Here is an 18,089-nt window from a genome sequence, read left to right as displayed (position 1 = left end):
GCGCAGTTTAGCTCACGCACAGTCTAGTTTCAGCGCTTCAGTACCTGCTCATCTCGAGCATGGCTTGATAGAGGTCATCGACCTGGGGCAGAATCACGTCTTCCAGCGCCGGCTGATATGCGACGAACGTGTCCAAAGCAGCGACGCGCCGGACGGGGGCATCAAGTTCATCGAACAGGTCGCTGGCGATGCGCGCAGCGATCTCCGCCCCATATCCCCAGCTCTTAGTGTCTTCATAGGCAACGATGACGCGATTGGTTTTGTGTACTGAGGTCGCGATCGCCTCCCAATCGTAGGGATTCAGAGTCCGCAAATCGATAAGTTCTACCTTCACTCCCTGCTCGCGCTCCAGGCGCTGCGTCGCTTGTAACGCCCGCGGGACGATCGCTCCATAGGTCACTACCGTCATATCCGCTCCCGGCTGGACAACCCGCGCCTTTCCGAATGGGATCAAGTAATCCGGCCCGGGATATGGCGCCCGCCCGAAAGTCTCGCGGTAGAGCCGCTTGTGTTCCAGGAACATCACGGGATCATCGCAACGAATCGCGGTGCGCAGGAGTCCATTGGCATCCAGCGCATTGGAAGGAAACACCACGCGCATCCCTGGGATGTGGGTAAAGATATTCTCGCCCGACTGCGAGTGATAAATTCCACCTCCCGTCAGGTATCCACCAATCGCTACGCGGACCACCATGGGGCAGAAAAAGGCATTGTTGGAACGCCAGCGGATCAGCGGCATTTCATTGCGCAACTGGTGCATCGCCGGCCAGATGTAATCGAAGAACTGGATTTCGACCACCGGCTTCAAACCGCGCGTGCCCATGCCGATCGCTCTTCCCACGATATTCGCTTCGGCGAGCGGCGAGTTGAACACCCGGTCGCTGCCGAAATCGCACTGCAGGCCGGAGGTCAGCTTGAATACTCCGCCCTTCCCTTTTACCGATTTTTCCGCCAGGTATTGCTCGCGGCTGCAGTCGGCAACGTCCTCCCCGAAGATGACGACGCGTTCGTCACGCTTCATCTCGTCCTTAAGGCAGGCGTTGATGAGATCAGCCATGGTCTTCTCGACCGGCGCCTTACCTGGCTTCGGTTCGGGAAAGACGGGCTGGGTTTCGAATTGCCGGGAACACGGATCAAGATCCGGCGAATAAACGAACCGCTTGACCGAGTCTTTGGGCGGCAGGGGCGTGACCAGCGCACGATCCGTCGCTTCCTGAACTTCTTCGTCCACTTCTTTTTCCAGCGCCGTGATTGTGCCTTCGTCGAGAATGCCCTCTCGCAGGAGAAACATCTGCATGCTCTGTATGGGATCACGCTCCGCTTCGTCCTGACGTTCTTTCTCAGGGCGATAGAGGCGTTCGTCGTCAGAGAGCGAGTGCGAATACGGCCGCACGACGTGACCGTGCACGAAGGCAGGGCCTCTTCCCGAGCGAACGTATTCAGCGGCTCGCTTCAGCGCTCCATAACTTTCCAGGAGATTGCAGCCGTCGACCTCGGCGAAAGTGAAGTTCGGAAAATTTGCGACCAGGTGGGAAATGTTGGCGCCCGCGGTTTGCACTTCCACCGGCACCGAGATGGCGTATTCATTGTCCTCGCAGACAAACAACACCGGCAACTTGCGATTAGCTGCGGTGTTCATCGCCTCCCAGAACTCGCCTTCGCTGGTTGCGCCATCGCCCATCGAGCAGTAAACGATTTCGTCCGCCTCGAACCGGACCTCCTTGAATTCTCGGTAGTCACCCGCCACTTTGGCGGCCGCTTTCGGATGCTGGTTGAAATAACGGCCCGCTTCGGCGCACCCCACGGCTTGCAGGAACTGAGTTCCCGTGGGAGAAGACTGGGTGACGATGTTGAGCCGCTTGCTGCCCCAGTGCGAAGGCATCTGGCGCCCGCCAGATGCGGGATCCTCCGCATTGCCCAAAGCCTGGCACAGCATATCGTAGGGAGTGACGCCCAGCGCCAGGCACAGAGTGCGATCGCGATAATACGGATAAAACCAGTCGTAAGCGGGTTTCAGGACAAGACCCGCGGCCATCATCAAAGCTTCGTGGCCGGCCCCGGAAATCTGGAAGAAGATACGCTGCTGTCTTTTAAGAAGTATCTCGCGGTCATCGAGTCGCCGCGAGGTATACATCAGGCGGTACGCTTTGATGAGCTGTTCGGGGGTGAGACCCTCATAGGTCCTGGCCGGCGCTTCAGCCAGTTTGGCTGTCCTGGGCTCCGTCTTGGTCGTCGCCATTCATTTCCCCACACAATTCACCCCAAGAAGCTGCGGAAGCGTTCTTGGGGCCAAAGATTAGATGCAGCGAAATTGTCTTACGTCCCGGAAAAACCCAGGGACACAGCATTGTAAATCCACTTGGGCGATCTCGCCTATCCTGGAGTGGATGGGGGAAAGCGGCCCCCTGGGTACTTGGGTAATCGCAGGTGAAAGCCTGGGTATCCCCCTTGAAACGATCCTTCCGCGGCACCATTTAGAATCGTGGTGCAATGCTCAGAATTCACCGGCGCATTCCGGCGGAAGATCTGCGCCTGCTGATCTTCGATCTGGATGGAACGCTAATCGACTCGCGTGTCGACCTCTGCAACTCGGTCAATGCCATGTTGCGCAACTTTCGCCGACCAGAGCTGCCCTGCGAGATGATCGCGACCTACATCGGAGACGGTGCACCCATGCTGGTCAGGCGGGCTTTGGGCGACCCCGACGACCAGGAATTCCTGAATGCGGCGCTGCAATACTTCCTCGCCTGGTACCGGGAGCACAAGCTGGATCACACCCAGGTCTATGAAGGAATCCGGGAGATCCTGGAGGACATTCGCAGAGCGCGCAACGGCCAAATAAAGATGGCGGTACTGAGCAACAAGCCGGTGAATCCGTCGCGCGCCATTCTGGAGGCGCTCGGGTTGAGCCCCTTCTTTTTCCAGGTCTACGGCGGAAACAGCTTCCCAACGAAGAAGCCGGACCCCCTGGGTGCTCAGGAACTGCTGCGCGAAGCAGGTTCTGCATCGCGCCAAGCCGCCATGATCGGAGACTCAGCGAACGATGTGTTGACAGCGCGTAATGCCGGGATGTGGAGCATTGGTCTCAATTGGGGCCTATCTCCCGAATCTCTGCAGAGGGTTCCACCAGACGTGCTCATCGATCGTCCGGATGAACTTGGCGAACTCCTGCTGGCGGGGCCGGAGGGCCCGTGGACAGAATGAGTAGAGCTACCGTTTCCCTGGCGATTATTCACCTGAAACGGAACTCCAGATCCCTCGTCGGACTTGCCTTTTCCTCGTGATGACAAGAGCATTGGACACGTACGAATTCACCAGGGCTGAACTGCGCCGGCTGCGCGCATTGCGCACGCCACAGCTAATCCAGCGATTCCTGGATGCTCTGCCCTATCATCTTGGCAATACTGCATGGTCTCCGCGCCGCGTGTTGTGCGAGGGGACGGCTCATTGTCTCGAAGGCGCCATATTCGCAGCGGCAGCTTTACGGGTAAACGGCTTCCCGCCGCTGCTTCTGGACCTGGAGGCTACTCGCGATTTTGACCACGTGCTTGCCATCTATCGCTATGATGGACACTGGGGCGCGATCGCGAAGTCGAACTTCGCCGGTCTTCGTTTCCGCGAGCCGGTCCATCGTTCGCTGCGCGAGCTGGCCATCAGTTATTTCGACGACTACTACAATCTGCTGGGCGAGCGCACCTTGCGCGCGTTTTCTCGACCCATCAATCTCAAGCGCTTTGACCATCTCGATTGGATGACCACGGAGAAGCCTGTTGGGTTCATCCCGGAATATCTGTGCACGATCGCCCACACGCCATTGATTACTCCGTTTCAGGAAAAGCGTCTCAGCCGGCTCGATGCGCGCTCCAAGACGGCAGGCCTGACCGGTTATCGGCGGCATTAGGGGTGCGCGGACAAGGTTATAATCAAAGATTGCTCCCCGGCTGAGATTTGCTTCTGTGAGACTTCGGGACCGCCGATTTATGGATTTCAAGCTTCATTCCGACTACAGCCCGCAGGGCGATCAGGCAGAAGCCATCTCCTCCCTGACTCGCGGCGCGCTCGAAGGCGAGAAGCACCAGGTCCTGCTTGGGGTTACGGGCTCGGGTAAGACTTACACCATGGCGAAGGTGATCGAAGCCGTGAATCGTTCGGCCCTCGTCCTGGCCCACAACAAGACGCTTGCCGCACAGCTCTACCACGAATTTAAGAGCTTCTTCCCCAGGAATGCCGTGGAGTATTTCGTATCCTATTACGACTATTACCAGCCCGAGGCCTACATTCCTTCCGGAGATGTGTACATCGAGAAGGAAGCGACGATTAATGATGAACTCGACAAACTGCGTCTGTCGGCAACCAAATCGCTATTCGAGCGGCGAGACTGCATCATCATCGCCTCTGTGTCCTGCATTTACGGCCTCGGCTCGCCCGAGGCCTACTACGGGATGCTGCTCTTTCTGGAAAAGGGACAGCAGGTCAAACGCGAGGATATTCTCCGCAAGCTGGTAGAAATTCTTTATGAACGTTCAGACGGCGAATTGCGTCGCGGTACGTTCCGTGTGCGCGGTGATGTGATAGAAGTCTTTCCCGCCTATGACGATTTCGCTTATCGCATCGAATTGTGGGGAGATCAGGTTGAGTCGCTGTCTCAAATCGACCCGCTATTCGCTACCGTCAAGCAACGCTACCTGCGGCTGCCGATCTATCCAAAATCGCATTACGTGATGAAGCCCGAAACCAAAAAGCGCGCCATTGACTCCATTCTGGAAGAGCTTGCATGGTGGGAAGGCGAATTGCAAAAACAGGGCAGGCTGGTGGAAGCGCAGCGTGTCCACCAGCGCACCCGCTTCGATCTGGAGATGATCAAGTCGGTCGGCTACTGCCACGGCATTGAAAACTATTCGCGTCACTTCACAGGACGTCTGCCGGGCGAACCTCCGCCGACGTTGCTGGATTATGTTCCTCGCGATTACCTGCTATTTATCGATGAATCCCACCAAACCATTCCTCAGTTACACGGAATGTGGCACGGGGACCGCTCCCGCAAATCCACACTGATTGAGTACGGCTTTCGCTTACCTTCGGCGCTGGATAATCGTCCGCTGACATTCGAAGAATTTGAGCATCGGGTGAATCAGGCGATCTATGTTTCAGCGACCCCTGGCCCTTACGAATTGACCAAATCAGCGGGGGAAGTGGTCGAGCAGATTATCCGTCCTACGGGCCTGGTGGATCCAGAAGTGGAAGTTAGGTCAGTGAAAGGCCAGATTGACGATTTGCTGCACGAAATCCGCGACCGCGCGCAGCGCAAGGAACGGGTGCTGGTCACAACGCTCACTAAGCGTATGGCCGAGGACCTGGCGGAGTATTACAGCGAGGTCGGCGTACGCTGCCGCTATATGCATTCGGAAATCGAAACTCTGGAGCGAGTCAAGATTCTGCGCGATCTGCGAAAAGGCGAGTTCGACGTGCTGATCGGAATCAATCTGCTGCGCGAGGGTCTTGATCTACCGGAGGTTTCGTTGGTAGCCGTTCTCGATGCCGACAAAGAAGGATTCCTGCGCTCCTCTGGCTCACTGATCCAGACCATCGGGCGCTGCGCCCGGCATCTGAACGGTCGCGCGATTCTTTACGCGGACACGATGACCGACTCCATGCGCAAAGCAATCGACGAGACTGAGCGCCGCCGCGCGATTCAGCAGGCCTACAACGAGCAAAACGGTATTACCCCGCAGTCGATTTCGCGGCCGCTACAGATGTCGCTGGCAGCCATTGTTGAAGCCGACTACACGGATCTTACCGATCAGGCTGAAGGCATTCCTGAATTTAAAAACCAGGAAGAACTCGACGCATACATCGCAAAGTTGGAAAGCGATATGCGCGAGGCAGCAAAGCGTTTTGAATTCGAAAAAGCTGCCAAGTTGCGCGACATGATCAAGGACCTGCGCACGAAAGAGTTCCTCTTCGCATAAACTCTCACCCAGTTATACAGATTCTTTGCGAGCTTTGATTTCTTGAGACGCCCCACTCCGTTCGCTTCAGTCCAGCAGTTGCAACTCCTGCTTTATGTTGCGGCGATCTATACTACCGAGCCGCTTCGATTATGGCCGGCACAACCGCCCTTCCTGAAATCGCTCAGAGCGCCCGCCACCGCATAGCTTGGCGGCTCTTGCCGTTTCTGCTGGTGCTCTTCATCGTGGCCTTCATCGACCGCACGAATATCGGCATGGCAGCATTGCAAATGCCGGGAGAACTTGGTTTTGATGAGCGCGTGATCGGCCTGGGGTCGGGCATCTTCTTTCTTGGTTATTTTGTGCTGCAGATTCCGGGCGCTCTGATGGTGGAGTTGCGCAGCGCAAGGCGGATCATCAGCTTCATGATGATCTCCTGGGGAGTGATCACAATATTCACGGCTGCAATCCGGACTGCTCCTCAGTTTTACCTGCTCCGTCTGCTCCTGGGAGCCGCTGAGGCGGCATTCTTTCCCGGCATAGTCGTCTATCTCACGCACTGGTTCACCGCGCGCGACCGTGCCAAGGCACTGGCCAACTTTATCGCTGCCATTCCGGTTTCGTTCGTGATCGGTACACCACTGGCAGGATGGATCCTGGGATTCCATTGGCTCGGCCTGAGCGGCTGGCGCTGGCTGTTCATCCTGGAGGGGATTCCGGCGATCGTGATTGGCATCATTACCATCTTCTATCTGACCGATTGGCCACATCAGGCCAGCTGGTTGAGCGCCCAGGAGAGCGCCTGGATTGCAGGTGAACTCGAACGGGAGAAGGCAGCCAAACAGGCGGACCGTTCTTCCAGCATCACCCAGGCATTCAAAGATCGCGATGTGATTCTTCTCACTGTGCTGTATTTCTTCCTGGTAGCCGGAAACTATGCGCTCGCCTTTTGGTTGCCGACCATTCTTAAGCGGAGTTCGGGAGGCAGTAACTTGAGAGTTTCCCTGCTCACCGCCATTCCCTACCTGGTGGCGCTGGTTGCGATGCAGCTGAATGGGTGGCATTCCGATTACACCGGCGAGCGCCGCTGGCATACAGCGGTTCCGCTTCTTCTTTGTGGAATCGGCCTGCTTCTTGCGGGTTTGCTCAACCCGAAGCTGTGGTTCACGGTTGGTCTGTTCACGCTCGTCGCCTGTGGCATAGAAGCCAGTCTCCCGGCGTTTTGGGCGATGCCTACTGCCGTGCTGAGCGATGCTGCAGCGGCAGCTTCAGTAGGCCTGATTAATGCTGTGGGCAACCTGGGTGGATTTGTGGGACCCTTCGCGCTTGGATATCTTAGCTCGCGAACTCATTCCTTCACGCCCGGCTTGATGCTTCTGGTAGTCGGATATCTAGTGGCGGCGTGGCTGGCCTTGGCGGTGCGGGCGCGAGGTCAAGCGCCATGAAAAGCAAGGTCCCCAACGAGAAACTGGGCGCTCCTGGAGCGAAATCCACGCTTAGTCCGAATGAAGACAGCTAAAACGAAAGCAAACTCAAAAGGCACCCTGAACCGGGGCTCAGAATGCCTTTTCGGTGTCGCCTGATACGGCTACGACACAAACTTGATACATCATTCTTCGGAGTGTATCGGCGCCCCCGGGGAAACTCTAGCCGCCGGAGGAGATATCACTCGGTTTCTTGTAACGTCTTTACGTGCTCCTCGAGGGCCCGCGCGTACTCGCGCTCGGCCTGCAATTCGGAATGCAACTTCTTGACCAGATTCTCCAGCCGCAAAATCTCAATCCGCAGTTTGGCTACATCTGACGAAGCGGACACCTGCGACCGCGCGGATGCGGTTGCTGCCGAAACACTCGGCGGCGAAGGTGTAACAGTTGCTGGTGGAGGTGCAACTGCGGGCGCTACTGCAGGTCTCTCAGGAGCGACGACTGGACCCGGTGCTGGAGTGCTGACGGGTGGAACCGGAATGCCAAAGCGCGCCGAAATTGTGCCCGGCACACCTCCCCCGGCCGCGGAAGGACTTGTCGCAGCCCTCCCGCCATTGGCGGGACCGGCAAAGATGCTGCTGAGTGCCGCCGAGGCTCCTGCGTTTGCGACCACCTGCCCGTTTCGGCCGGCGACCGAGAGTTCTGTCCTCTTGTCTTTCTCCTTGGGCTGCAGCAGATGCTTCACCCGGGCAATCAGATCCTGGGGCTGGAAGGGCTTGCGAATCAACTCGTCCGCTTTAACGGCGAACGCCTTCTCCGCCACGCTACGGTTCACCACGCCCGACATCAGCACGACGGGGGTGTTAGCCGTCGCCGGATTCTGCTTGATCAGCTGGCAGACGTCGTATCCGTCTTTGCCCGGCATGATCACGTCGCTGATGACCACATCCGGCGGCGCCTCGCGCATTTGATTGATAGCGGCATCCCCATCGTGACAGGCCACCACATCAATGTTCTCGCGGCGGAACGCAATCTTGATGACCTCGCGCATGGTGGCGCTATCGTCGATGAAATACACGGTGGGCGCACTCAAAACAGTACCTCTTCTTCGTTGCCGTGCTCTTCTTCATCAATTTCGCGCAGCGCCTGCAGCATCAACTCGGTAGCCGATCGCAACACGGTGCGGGTAGAAGGCGCATAGCCATGAATGAACTTGTAGACTCCCGTCTCGGCACGATTGCAGTTCTTCACGATCTGCAGCACGGCATCGTCGCCGATGAGTTCGCCGCTCTCGGCATGCGTGAGTTGCCCGCCATCAAAAATGATGATTCCATCCGTGTCGCCGGCATTGATGTGCAGCGATCCTGTCTGACGCGAATGCTGCAGCATCTGGATCACGCCAGGCAGGTCGAGATGCGAGAGGCTCCCTTCCATCGCGGTTACGGAGCTTTCCAGCATCTGCGTTGGGTGGAAGCCTTCTTCGCGGCTGCGCAGGAACGTGCGCAGGTGGGCAGCAATATTTTCCGGACCCAGCTTACGGTCGACACAGTCATCGCAGCCGGCGCGGAAGGCAGCCATCAGACTCTTCTCTCCGCTTTCACCTAGTGCGACGATCGGAATGTGGGCAGTCTTGGCGTCTCCGTGGAGGATGGGAACGATTTCGTAGGCTCCCAGCTCGCGCATATTGGTGGCGCAAACGATGGCGTCCGGCGTGTTCCATTCCAGCATGGTCATGGCGTACGCCGTGTCCGGACTGTGCAGCACCTCAAATCCCTGCTGCTCAAGCGCGTGGGCCAGGCGTTTGGCAAAAAAGACGTTGCTGTCGATGATTAGAATTTTTCCGATGCCCGCCGCCGTACTAGTGGTCATCGCTCCACCTCGGCAGTAGTTGCGGCATCGCTCGACAATAATTTCTCCAGATCGATTACTTCTACGATCTCGGACTCGAGAGAGAGCACACCAGCGGCGTAGTTGGGCAGCTTGCCGGTTACGGGCAGCATCTCTGTGACCGCCAACTCGCAATCCCCGCTGACCGGGATGCCAGTATCCTCCTCGGTTGAGCCGAACCGCCGCTTGGCAATCAGGTAGAACCTGCGTGGCGCTGTAGTTCCCGGCACCAGTACCTGCGCGATGTCACACACCGGAACCACATTTCCCCGTCGCACGAGAACGCCAGTCAGCCATGGAGAGGTGTGAGGGAAATCCTGTAACTGGTCAGCGCGCGCCAGCTCGCTCACCTGATCCGCAGGAAAAGCAAAGCGCTTCTCTCCCAAGGGAAACAGTACGAAGGCGGTGACGGCAGCATCTTTCATGCCAGCACTCCCGCACGTTCGACAGATTTCGCCGGTGACAGCGCTCGCTCCAGCGCCCTCTGCTCGAAGCGGCTTAGAAAAGAAGCGGTATTGACGGCCGGCACGACCTGATTGCCGATCAGCGCCAACCCGCGATACCACTGGCGCTCTTGCCCTTGAAACGCGGCTGGCAAGGGAAGCAGAGTCTCGATTTCCGTCATGCGCTCAATGGCGTCCACTTTCAGAGCTACGCGCGAGTCGCGCAACAGCAGAACGCGCGTGCTTTGCGCCTGAGGAAGATGGAAGTGATGATGAGCGTCCACCACGAAATAGGTCCCGCACTCGCGTTCCAGGATGTATTTAACTTTGCTATTCAGTGTGCTCGATCTTGCAAATGGCAGCGGCTTAAGCTCGCGCAGGCTCTGAATTTCGGCGACCCCGCTGGCGGAGATGGCGAACACGTATCCAGCCACCGAGAACAGAATCGCGGCCTCGCCCTGATGGGTAGCCAGCAGGCTCCGCCTTTGCAGCCGGCCAATCCTCACACTACACCTACTTCCGCAGCGCCCATTAAATAGAGGATGCGCTTCTCGATGGCGGGCATGATGGCGTCAATGGCCAGCACCTGATCCACCATTCCGGTTTTTATCGCCTCTGCGGGCATTCCGAAAATTACCGAAGTAACTTCATCCTGCGCGATGACATGCCCTCCGGCAGTCTTTACTGCCTGTACCCCTTTGGAACCGTCTGCTCCCATTCCAGTCAGGACAACTGCTATCGTCATGGGACCGGCGTAGGTGGCCGCGGTCTCCATGGCGACATCGGCGCAAGGTCGGTAGCCGTTGATCCGCTCGCCACCCTCGATTGACAGGCGTCCATTGGCCATGACTCTCATGTGCCGTGCTCCCGGGCAGACATAGACGCTGGCCGGTTGTAGCGGGTCATTGTTTTCCGCCTCTTTCACACGTACCGCGGAGACCTCAGCCAACTGCTTGGCAAACTGCGCAGTGAAGGTTCCCGGCATGTGTTGCACGAGAAGAACAGCGGCCCCGAAGTCTCTCGGTAATGCGGGAACGAATTGCATTAGCATCTGCGGCCCTCCAGTGGAAGCCGCCACCACGACGATGGGGAATTTGGCATTTCCACTGGCGAGAAGACTGACTTGCGAACTCGCCTCGCTGGGCGTGAACTTGCCTTCCGAATAGGAAGAAGCCGCCGGTGGCTTAGCGCCGCTGCGCGTGATGGTGCGGATAACCCGCACTCGTGATGCAACCTTCAGCTTCCGGCACAGCTCGTCGCGCAGATGCTGCATGTCGAGATCGATGCCGCTGACCGGCTTGGGAACAAAATCGATGGCCCCCAGTTCGAGCGCCTTGAGCGTGATGTCAGCGCCTTCCTTGGTTTCCGAGCTGACAATTACGATCGGCCGCGGATTCTTCGACATGATCATCTGCGTCGCTTGCAAGCCATCGACGTGGGGCATCATGATGTCCATGCTGACCACGTCGGGACGCAGCGAGTCCGCCATCGCCACCGCCTCTCGCCCATCGCGGGCTTCCCCAATCACCTCCATCTGCGGATCGGCAGTGATGATGCTCTGCAACACCTTGCGCATGAAGGTGGAGTCATCGACAACCAGCACCCGAGTTTTGGGTCCAAGCTCCATTGCTAATTGCTGGCCGGCACCTGCTCGGATGACTCGGCCGGACTCGTCAGACTTGCTCCTAATAGCTGGGCCACGCTGCTGATCAACTGATCTTCCTGCACCGGCTTCACCAGAAATGCGGTCGCGCCTTCGCTGATGGCACGCTCGCGATGCTTGGCGCCAGCCCGCGAGGTGACGACCAGCACTGGAATGCTTTGGGTCGTGGGATTCTGCCGGAGATGCATCATCAACTCGTAGCCATTGGTGCGCGGCATCTCCAAATCGGTAATGACCAGATCGCAGCGGCCCTGTGCGATTAATTCCAAAGCCTCCAGGCCATCGGCCGCCAGCTTCACGCGATAGCCAGCCTTCTCCAGCATGCGGCCCACGAACTTGCGGACGCTGATGGAGTCATCGGCCAGGACGATGATCTTCTCGTCTGGCACTGGGGCCATTACCTCGGACGGAATTTCTCCCGCCGCCACTGCGATGGCACCTGGAGCAAAGACCCGTGCTGCGGCTGCCGACAACATCAACGGTTTGCGCTCAATCGATTCGCCGGCGATCAGCCGGTTCAGGTCGATCAGCAGGATCAAGCTGCCTTCGGGCGCGATGGTGACCCCTGGGAAGAGCTTCACGTTGCGCAGATACTCGCCCAGGCTCTTGATGACGATCTCGTCTTTGCGGAGTACTTCTTCAACCACGATTCCGACCTGCCGGCCACCTGCACTGACGATTACCATGCGGAAAAAGCCGTTGATCGGCTCAATCGGGTCCAGGCCGAGCTCTTTGTCCAGCCGGACGACTTCGGTGACTTCGTCGCGAACCTTGGTCAGGAGTTTGCCGCCAATCTCTTCGATTTCCTGGCTGCGCAGCCGCCGGATTTCCTCCACAAAAGAGAGCGGGAAGGCGAACTGCATATTGCCGCAGCGCACGAACAAGGCTTGCGAGATGATAAGCGTCAGCGGCACTTTCAACGTGAAGCGTGTCCCCAGACCCTGCTGAGTATCGATGTCGATCTCGCCGTTCAGGGCGGTAAGGTTCGAGCGGACTACATCGAGCCCGACGCCACGGCCCGCCAGCTCCGATTTTCGCGGCGCGGTTGAGAATCCCGGATGGAAGAGCAATTCCAGCAGCTCACGTTCGCTGAGCTGGGACGCTCGTTCGTAGGTGACCAGCCCCAGCTCCACCGCGGTGCTGCGCACTTTGTTGTAGTCGATGCCGCGGCCGTCGTCTTCCACCTCGATGTAGATGTGGTTGCCGCGATGGTAGGCGCGCACGGCGACATTGCCGTGGTCAGGCTTGCCGTTATCGTAGCGCTCGTCGGGACGCTCGATACCGTGGGCAACGGCGTTGCGCACCAGGTGCAGCAGAGGATCTGCGATCTGCTGGATGATGTTGTTGTCCAGTTCGGTCTCGGCGCCCTCCAGCTGCAACTCGATCAGTTTGTTAGCCGCTTTGGCGGCATCGCGCGCCGTGCGGGCGATGCGCGTGTAGAGGTTGCCAATCGGCACCATGCGGGCCTGTGTTATTTCGTCCTGCAGGCGGTGTGCCAGTTTGGTGAACTCGTCGATATCACCGTCCACGCGGCGCACAAAACCGTCGAGCTGGCTGAGAACCTCGGTGATGTCGGCCGAGATTTCCGTGAGCGAGCGGGAAAGGATGTTGAACTCGTCGTAGCGGTCCATCTCCAGATCGCTGAACTCGGCCAGTGCAGGGTCAAAGCTGCGGGAATAACTCGAGTATCCACCGCGGAAGGGATAGCTCTCCGCGGGGTGCCAGCCCAACGAGCGGGCAAAGCTGCCGTCGCCACCTGCTGGAGTAAACATCGGCGGCCCAGCGGCAAGCCGGGAGGCCTGGCCATGGGGAAGCCGGTTAAATTCGTATTTTTCCTGGAACTCGGTTATTTTGTCGATTAGTCGAGCCTTGGAGAAGTTCAAAACGTCGGCCAGGCGCTCGAGTTCTGCTAACCGGCCCAGCATGCGCGTGCGGTTGATCACCAGTTCGCCAACCGCATTCATCATGCGATCGAGCCGTTCCAGTGCAATGCGTACCGATTTTGAGGCGGGCGCCGCCGCAGGGTTGCGGAAGCCACGGGTTGGATCTTCGTCATCTGTGGTCGGCGGGGCTGGAACGAGCGCCGTAGGCGTGGCGGCCGCCGACGGGGCAGCTACCAGCACTTCACCCTCAGACTCACCTTCCGATTCTTTTGTGCCCTCCGGCTCCCATCCGGGTTCGTCGATGTGCAGCTCTTCGGCGTGAATCTCCTGCGGGCCAGTGCTTTCGGCCACGGCGGCTGTACTTGCCTGAGATCCCTCCGCTACCTCTTCTTGTTCAGGTTCTTCTTCAGGGACCAGGCGAGCGATGCGTGCCAGCAGAGATTTGACTGAGCTCTGCAGCGTGCTTTCGTCGGGCCACTGCCGGTAAAGAAACTTTTTGAGCGTATCGGCTGCTTCCAGGCAGAGATCGACGATCTCCGGACTGGGCTCGAGGGCGCCATCCCGCAGCCGCCCAATCAGGTCTTCCGCCCGATGCGCGACACGCGAGATGCGTTGGAGTCCGACCTGCGCCGCCGAACCCTTGATGGTGTGCATGGCGCGGAAGAGCCGGTGAATGTCTTCGCTGCGCGGGTTGGCTTCGAGCGCCAGCAGGCAGTCGGTTACGGTTTGCAGGTGTTCTTCGGCCTCAGGCACGAAGAATTCCATCACCTCGCCCGCTACCTCGCCATCGGGCGGCAGGTCAGGCGAAAGCAGATCATCGCCTGAGGGCTCGGCTATCTCTGGATGAGTTTGGGCCGAAACACCTGCCGCTGTTTCTTCCTGGCCGTCGTTTGCCTTGACGGTCGTTGCCCCCTGGAATGCAAACGGATACTTCTGCCTGAAGGCATCGATTTCATCCTGAGCCTCGGCGTGATCGCTGCTGATCATCAGGAGATCGGACTCGAGCACCGCTACCGCTTCGGAGATGAACTCGACCAGGGGACCGGAAGCTTCCGCGCTGATGCTTGCGTTCATCGCATACTGAAAAATGTGAGCCAGCTTGCTCGACACTTCAGAGAACAGCGGGTACCCATACATGGCGGACGAGCCTACCAGGGTGTGGGCAGCAACGTAGAGCCGGTCGAGTTCCGCCGGAACCGGGTAGGGATCCTGCAGGATGTTGCAGTACTCACGCAGGTACTGGAGATGCTGGGAAGCCTCCTCCAGAAACACTTCGATGAACTCGGATCCCGACGTGCTCAAACCGATTCCTCCCCAACTCCGATACTGGAGGCAAAGCGTACCGTGCCGTTCATCGGCTTCAGGTAGAGCCGGGCATCGCGATGAACAACGCTTTCAAACTTGACGTTCACACCGGCGATCGATTCCGCGTGGCCCAGAAACATGTAACCACCGGGCTCCAGTGAATCGTGCAGGCGCTGAATCACCCCGACGCGTTGCTCATCAGAGAAATAGATGAGGACATTCATGCAGAAGATGGCGTCGTAGCGGCGCAGGTACACGCCATCCACCAGGTTCATGGGAACGAAAGTCACCATGTTGCGGATACGAGGTTTGATCAGGAATTGGTCGCCTACCTTGGCGAAGTGGGACTCCACCTGCTTGGGCGTCAGTTCGCCCAAGGCGCGCCGTGAGTACACCCCGCGTTCAGCGTGCTCCAGAGCACGGCGGCTGATATCGGTAGCCAGGATCTGCAGATTCCAGCCTTCAGTGAAGTCCAGGGCTTCGGCCAGGGTAATGGCAATGGAGTATGCCTCTTCTCCGGTAGCGCAGCCCGCGCACCATAATCGCAGGGTGCGCGGATTCTCCCAGAACTTCTTCACATGGATTTCCGGCAGAACTCTCTTCTCCAAAGCCTCAAAGACGTGCGGATAGCGGAAAAATGAGGTCTCCTGCGTGAGCAGCGTTTCCAGTAGGGCTTCGTACTCCAGGTTGGAAGTCTTCAGGATGCGCAACAAGTCCTGCCCATGGACCAGCTTTCTGCAGGTCATGTGCTCGCGGATACGGGAATGGAAGAACCGATCACGCGATTGATCGAAGAGCAGCCCGGCGCGCCGCTCAATGAGCGCGCGAATCTCCTCGAGTTCATGCTCGCTGAGCATCGGGATCACGTTTTGTTGCCTGGTAATCAAGCGCTACCCACTCCCGCAGAGATTAATCAGGCGCGGACGCCTCCTCCGTTACGGCCTGCGACCGCCACTTCGGGTGAGGCCGCCGCGGGTGGACCGCCACCGGCCGGATGCTGGTTGATCTTGAACTGAAACAGCGCTTCGTTCAGTTGTTCCGAGAGCTTCACCATGCGTTCCACAGTGTGCGTGGTCTGGCGAGCTCCCTGCGATGTCTGCCGCGTAATGCTGGAGATGATCTGCATGGCATTGGCCACGCCCTCCGTTCCACGCACCTGCTGTTTGGAAGCCAGCGAGATCTCCTGCACCAACTCTGCCGACTGACGCACCACACTGGAGATGGCTTCCAAGGCCTTACCCGCCTGGTCGGCCAGCTTGGCGCCAACTTCCACCTCCCGCGTGCCGTCTTCCATCACCACCACCGCTTCGTTGGTCTCCGCCTGGATGGCTTTGATCAGTCCGGCAATGTCTTTGGTAGCGCTGCGTGAGTGCTCGGCAAGCTTGCGCACTTCGTCGGCGACAACCGCAAAGCCACGTCCTGCCTCTCCCGCGCGCGCCGCTTCGATCGCAGCATTCAGGGCCAGCAAGTTGGTCTGCTCGGTAATGTCGTTGATGACGTTAACGATCTCGGAAATTTCCAGCGAGCGGTCACCCAGCGACTTGATCTTCTTCGCCGTAGCCTGCACCGAGGCCCGAATGCGCTGCATGCCGTCGAGGGTGTCGCGCACGGAACGGTTTCCCTGTTCGGCAGCATCCAGCGCCCGGCGCGCCGCTTCCGCGCTGGCCTCAGCGTTGTTGGACACCTGCTTCATGGAGACCGTTAGCTCTTCCACCGCCGATGACGTATTGGTGATCTCCTGATCCTGCTGGCTGGCGCCGCTGGCCATGTCTTCTGCGGAGACCAGGATTTCGCTGGCGCTCGATTGCACATCGACGGCGCCCTTGCGTACCCGCTCCAGCACGCGGCAGAAGTTGTCGAGCATGTAGTTGACGGAGTCGACCACGTTGCCCAGCGCGTCGTTGGTGACTTTGCCGCGCAGGGTCAAGTCGCCGCGCGCAATCTGGCTGACGATGGTCAGGAACTCGGTGACGCTGCGCTGCAGTGAGTCTTGCGCCCCCTGGTCGCGGCCGGCGCGCGACATCTTGTCCGCCACACGGTTCCAGTTCTGGGCAATCAGGCCGAACTCATTGGACACGGTGGCGTCCAGGCGCACGCTGTCATCGCCAGCCGCCATGCGTTCGGTGAAATGGGTCAAGTCTTCCACCGGCTTTATCAGCTTGCCGCTCAGCGAGGACGCCAGAATCACGGTCATGACGACGGCCGCACCAATCGCAGCCATCATCTCGATCCCGACGCCTCCGCCTTGCGCGGCTGACTTCTGTCCGGCGACATAGGCAAGACCCAGCACGCCGAACAGCGCCAGGGCGTTCATGCCTACGGTCAACCAGACGGTCGAACTCAAACGACCTTTCATCACGACCTCCAAGCTCTTAGCCCGTGCGCTTCCCGCGCCGGACTTCCAGCTCAAAACTCTTACATTTGCTTTGCGGCCCTACCCTGGGTTGCGCTCAGGGTGAGGCCCCCTGATGCCCGCTAGATCATCGGCACAGGGAAACTCTCTACTAGCCGGCGAAGATCGAGCGCCAGAGCCAAATGCTGCCCGTAACGCAGCATGCCGCAGCAATGAGGCACATCTTTTGGGGCCTCGTCCACCAGCAGTGGCTCGGTCGACGTGTAGGTGCCTAAAACTTCGTCCGAGGCGATCCCGATCCGCACCTCAGCATTCTGCTCACTTGCTGCCAGTCGCGCCACCACCACATGCTTGGGCAGAAGATCCGCGCGCCGTCCCTCGGTGAATGCAATGTCGATCACGGGCACGATGTTGCCGCGCAGATTGAACACACCCACCAGGAATTTCGGCGACAGCGGCACCGGGGTCACCAAGGGCCATTCCACTACCTCCTCGATATTCAGCACCTCGAGGCAAAAACGCTCGCGACCCGCGCGAAACACGCAGTACTGGCACACGAATAGCGGCTCCTGCGGCAAGGCAGAATTGTCGAGTGCCTCATTCTGTCCCGCCTCGGCTCCTTCCTCCGGCAGGGCCACCGCTTCGACTTGCGCCGCGTCTTGTTTTTCGTGCATCACACCAATTCGCCTCAAAGAAACTTCTGAATCTCTCCCAGCAACTGATCGCGAGTAAACGGCTTCACCACGTAACCATCCGCGCCCTGCTGCTGCGCCCAGAACTTGTCACTCTCGGTGTTTTTCGAGGTCACCAGAACCACCGGAATGCGCCCGTACACCGGGCTGGACTTCAGCTCGCGACAGGCCTGAAAGCCGTTGCGCTGGGGCATAACCACGTCCAGCAGAATCAGGCCCGGATGCTCGATCTCGATGGTCTGCTCCAAGCGGGTGGGATCGTTTAACGCCACCGACCAGTAGCCGGCCTGTTCTAGGACCGCCTGCATCACCTTGGTCTCGGCCAGGGAATCGTCGACGATCAGGACTTTTTTCAACGACACAGCGTCTCCAACCAAATAAGGAAAGCAATTGCAGAGCCAGATGTCCGTCGCCGTATCAGACGCGAATGCTGGTTCCAGGCCCTTTTTCTTCAGATGGTTACCAGAACCAAATCGGGCCTCAGTTGGGGG

15 protein-coding genes are annotated in these 18,089 nt (G+C 58.7%); 4 read left to right on the top strand and 11 right to left on the bottom strand.

Features of this window, described 5'->3' with window-relative positions; all coding sequences use genetic code 11:
- Nucleotides 1-37: 37 nt before the first annotated feature.
- On the bottom strand, nt 38-2,239 hold the full coding sequence (locus VEG30_05425; protein ID HXZ79350.1) for a dehydrogenase E1 component subunit alpha/beta: 2,202 nt from the start codon (nt 2,237-2,239) through the stop codon (nt 38-40).
- Nucleotides 2,240-2,490: 251 nt separating this feature from the next.
- Here VEG30_05425 and VEG30_05420 point away from each other — a divergent pair, with 251 nt between their 5' ends.
- The 4 genes from VEG30_05420 to VEG30_05405 all read left to right on the top strand — a co-directional run bounded on the left by VEG30_05420 (nt 2,491) and on the right by VEG30_05405 (nt 7,393).
- A complete protein-coding gene (locus tag VEG30_05420) occupies nt 2,491-3,204 on the top strand; it encodes an HAD-IA family hydrolase (GenBank protein HXZ79349.1) in 714 nt (237 codons plus the stop codon).
- Between the two features lie 91 nt (nt 3,205-3,295).
- Nucleotides 3,296-3,901 carry a hypothetical protein gene (locus VEG30_05415; protein ID HXZ79348.1) on the top strand — a complete coding sequence of 202 codons (606 nt, stop codon included), beginning with the start codon at nt 3,296-3,298 and terminating at the stop codon, nt 3,899-3,901.
- A 79-nt stretch (nt 3,902-3,980) separates the two neighbouring features.
- Nucleotides 3,981-5,969, top strand: coding sequence for an excinuclease ABC subunit UvrB (gene uvrB, locus VEG30_05410; GenBank protein HXZ79347.1), 1,989 nt, complete (start codon nt 3,981-3,983; stop codon nt 5,967-5,969).
- Nucleotides 5,970-6,100: 131 nt separating this feature from the next.
- Entirely contained in the window at nt 6,101-7,393 is a 1,293-nt protein-coding gene (locus tag VEG30_05405) for an MFS transporter (protein HXZ79346.1), read from the top strand.
- 220 nt (nt 7,394-7,613) lie between these two features.
- Here VEG30_05405 and VEG30_05400 read toward each other — a convergent pair whose 3' ends face one another.
- The 10 genes from VEG30_05400 to VEG30_05355 form a co-directional block, all read right to left on the bottom strand.
- Nucleotides 7,614-8,465 carry a response regulator gene (locus tag VEG30_05400; GenBank protein HXZ79345.1) on the bottom strand — a complete coding sequence of 284 codons (852 nt, stop codon included), beginning with the start codon at nt 8,463-8,465 and terminating at the stop codon, nt 7,614-7,616.
- Nucleotides 8,462-9,241: a DUF4388 domain-containing protein gene (locus VEG30_05395; GenBank protein ID HXZ79344.1), complete on the bottom strand. Its 780-nt coding sequence runs from the start codon at nt 9,239-9,241 to the stop codon at nt 8,462-8,464. The genes VEG30_05400 and VEG30_05395 overlap by 4 nt, the downstream gene beginning before the upstream one ends.
- Nucleotides 9,238-9,684 carry a chemotaxis protein CheW gene (locus tag VEG30_05390; GenBank protein ID HXZ79343.1) on the bottom strand — a complete coding sequence of 149 codons (447 nt, stop codon included), beginning with the start codon at nt 9,682-9,684 and terminating at the stop codon, nt 9,238-9,240. The genes VEG30_05395 and VEG30_05390 overlap by 4 nt, the downstream gene beginning before the upstream one ends.
- Complete coding sequence (locus VEG30_05385) at nt 9,681-10,208, bottom strand: chemotaxis protein CheW (protein ID HXZ79342.1); 528 nt, start codon at nt 10,206-10,208, stop codon at nt 9,681-9,683. Before VEG30_05385 ends, VEG30_05390 begins: the two co-directional genes overlap by 4 nt.
- Complete coding sequence (locus tag VEG30_05380; GenBank protein HXZ79341.1) at nt 10,205-11,329, bottom strand: chemotaxis response regulator protein-glutamate methylesterase; 1,125 nt, start codon at nt 11,327-11,329, stop codon at nt 10,205-10,207. The genes VEG30_05385 and VEG30_05380 overlap by 4 nt, the downstream gene beginning before the upstream one ends.
- Nucleotides 11,330-11,331: 2 nt before the next feature.
- Nucleotides 11,332-14,550 (bottom strand): hybrid sensor histidine kinase/response regulator, encoded by a 3,219-nt coding sequence (locus VEG30_05375; GenBank protein HXZ79340.1) that lies wholly within the window; start codon nt 14,548-14,550, stop codon nt 11,332-11,334.
- Nucleotides 14,547-15,440, bottom strand: a complete 894-nt coding sequence (locus VEG30_05370) for a protein-glutamate O-methyltransferase CheR (GenBank protein ID HXZ79339.1) — start codon at nt 15,438-15,440, stop codon at nt 14,547-14,549. The genes VEG30_05375 and VEG30_05370 overlap by 4 nt, the downstream gene beginning before the upstream one ends.
- Before the next feature lie 26 nt (nt 15,441-15,466).
- Nucleotides 15,467-16,909 carry a HAMP domain-containing methyl-accepting chemotaxis protein gene (locus tag VEG30_05365; protein HXZ79338.1) on the bottom strand — a complete coding sequence of 481 codons (1,443 nt, stop codon included), beginning with the start codon at nt 16,907-16,909 and terminating at the stop codon, nt 15,467-15,469.
- A 119-nt stretch (nt 16,910-17,028) separates the two neighbouring features.
- On the bottom strand, nt 17,029-17,580 hold the full coding sequence (locus VEG30_05360; protein ID HXZ79337.1) for a chemotaxis protein CheW: 552 nt from the start codon (nt 17,578-17,580) through the stop codon (nt 17,029-17,031).
- Between the two features lie 14 nt (nt 17,581-17,594).
- Nucleotides 17,595-18,089, bottom strand: a 495-nt coding sequence (locus VEG30_05355) for a response regulator (GenBank protein HXZ79336.1), incomplete at its 5' end; no start/stop codon positions are given.

This window comes from Terriglobales bacterium, from assembly GCA_035624455.1.
Classification (GTDB): domain Bacteria; phylum Acidobacteriota; class Terriglobia; order Terriglobales; family Acidobacteriaceae; genus DASPRM01.
Note: the sequence above shows the minus strand (reverse complement) of the source record. Positions and strands in the feature narration are given on the sequence as shown.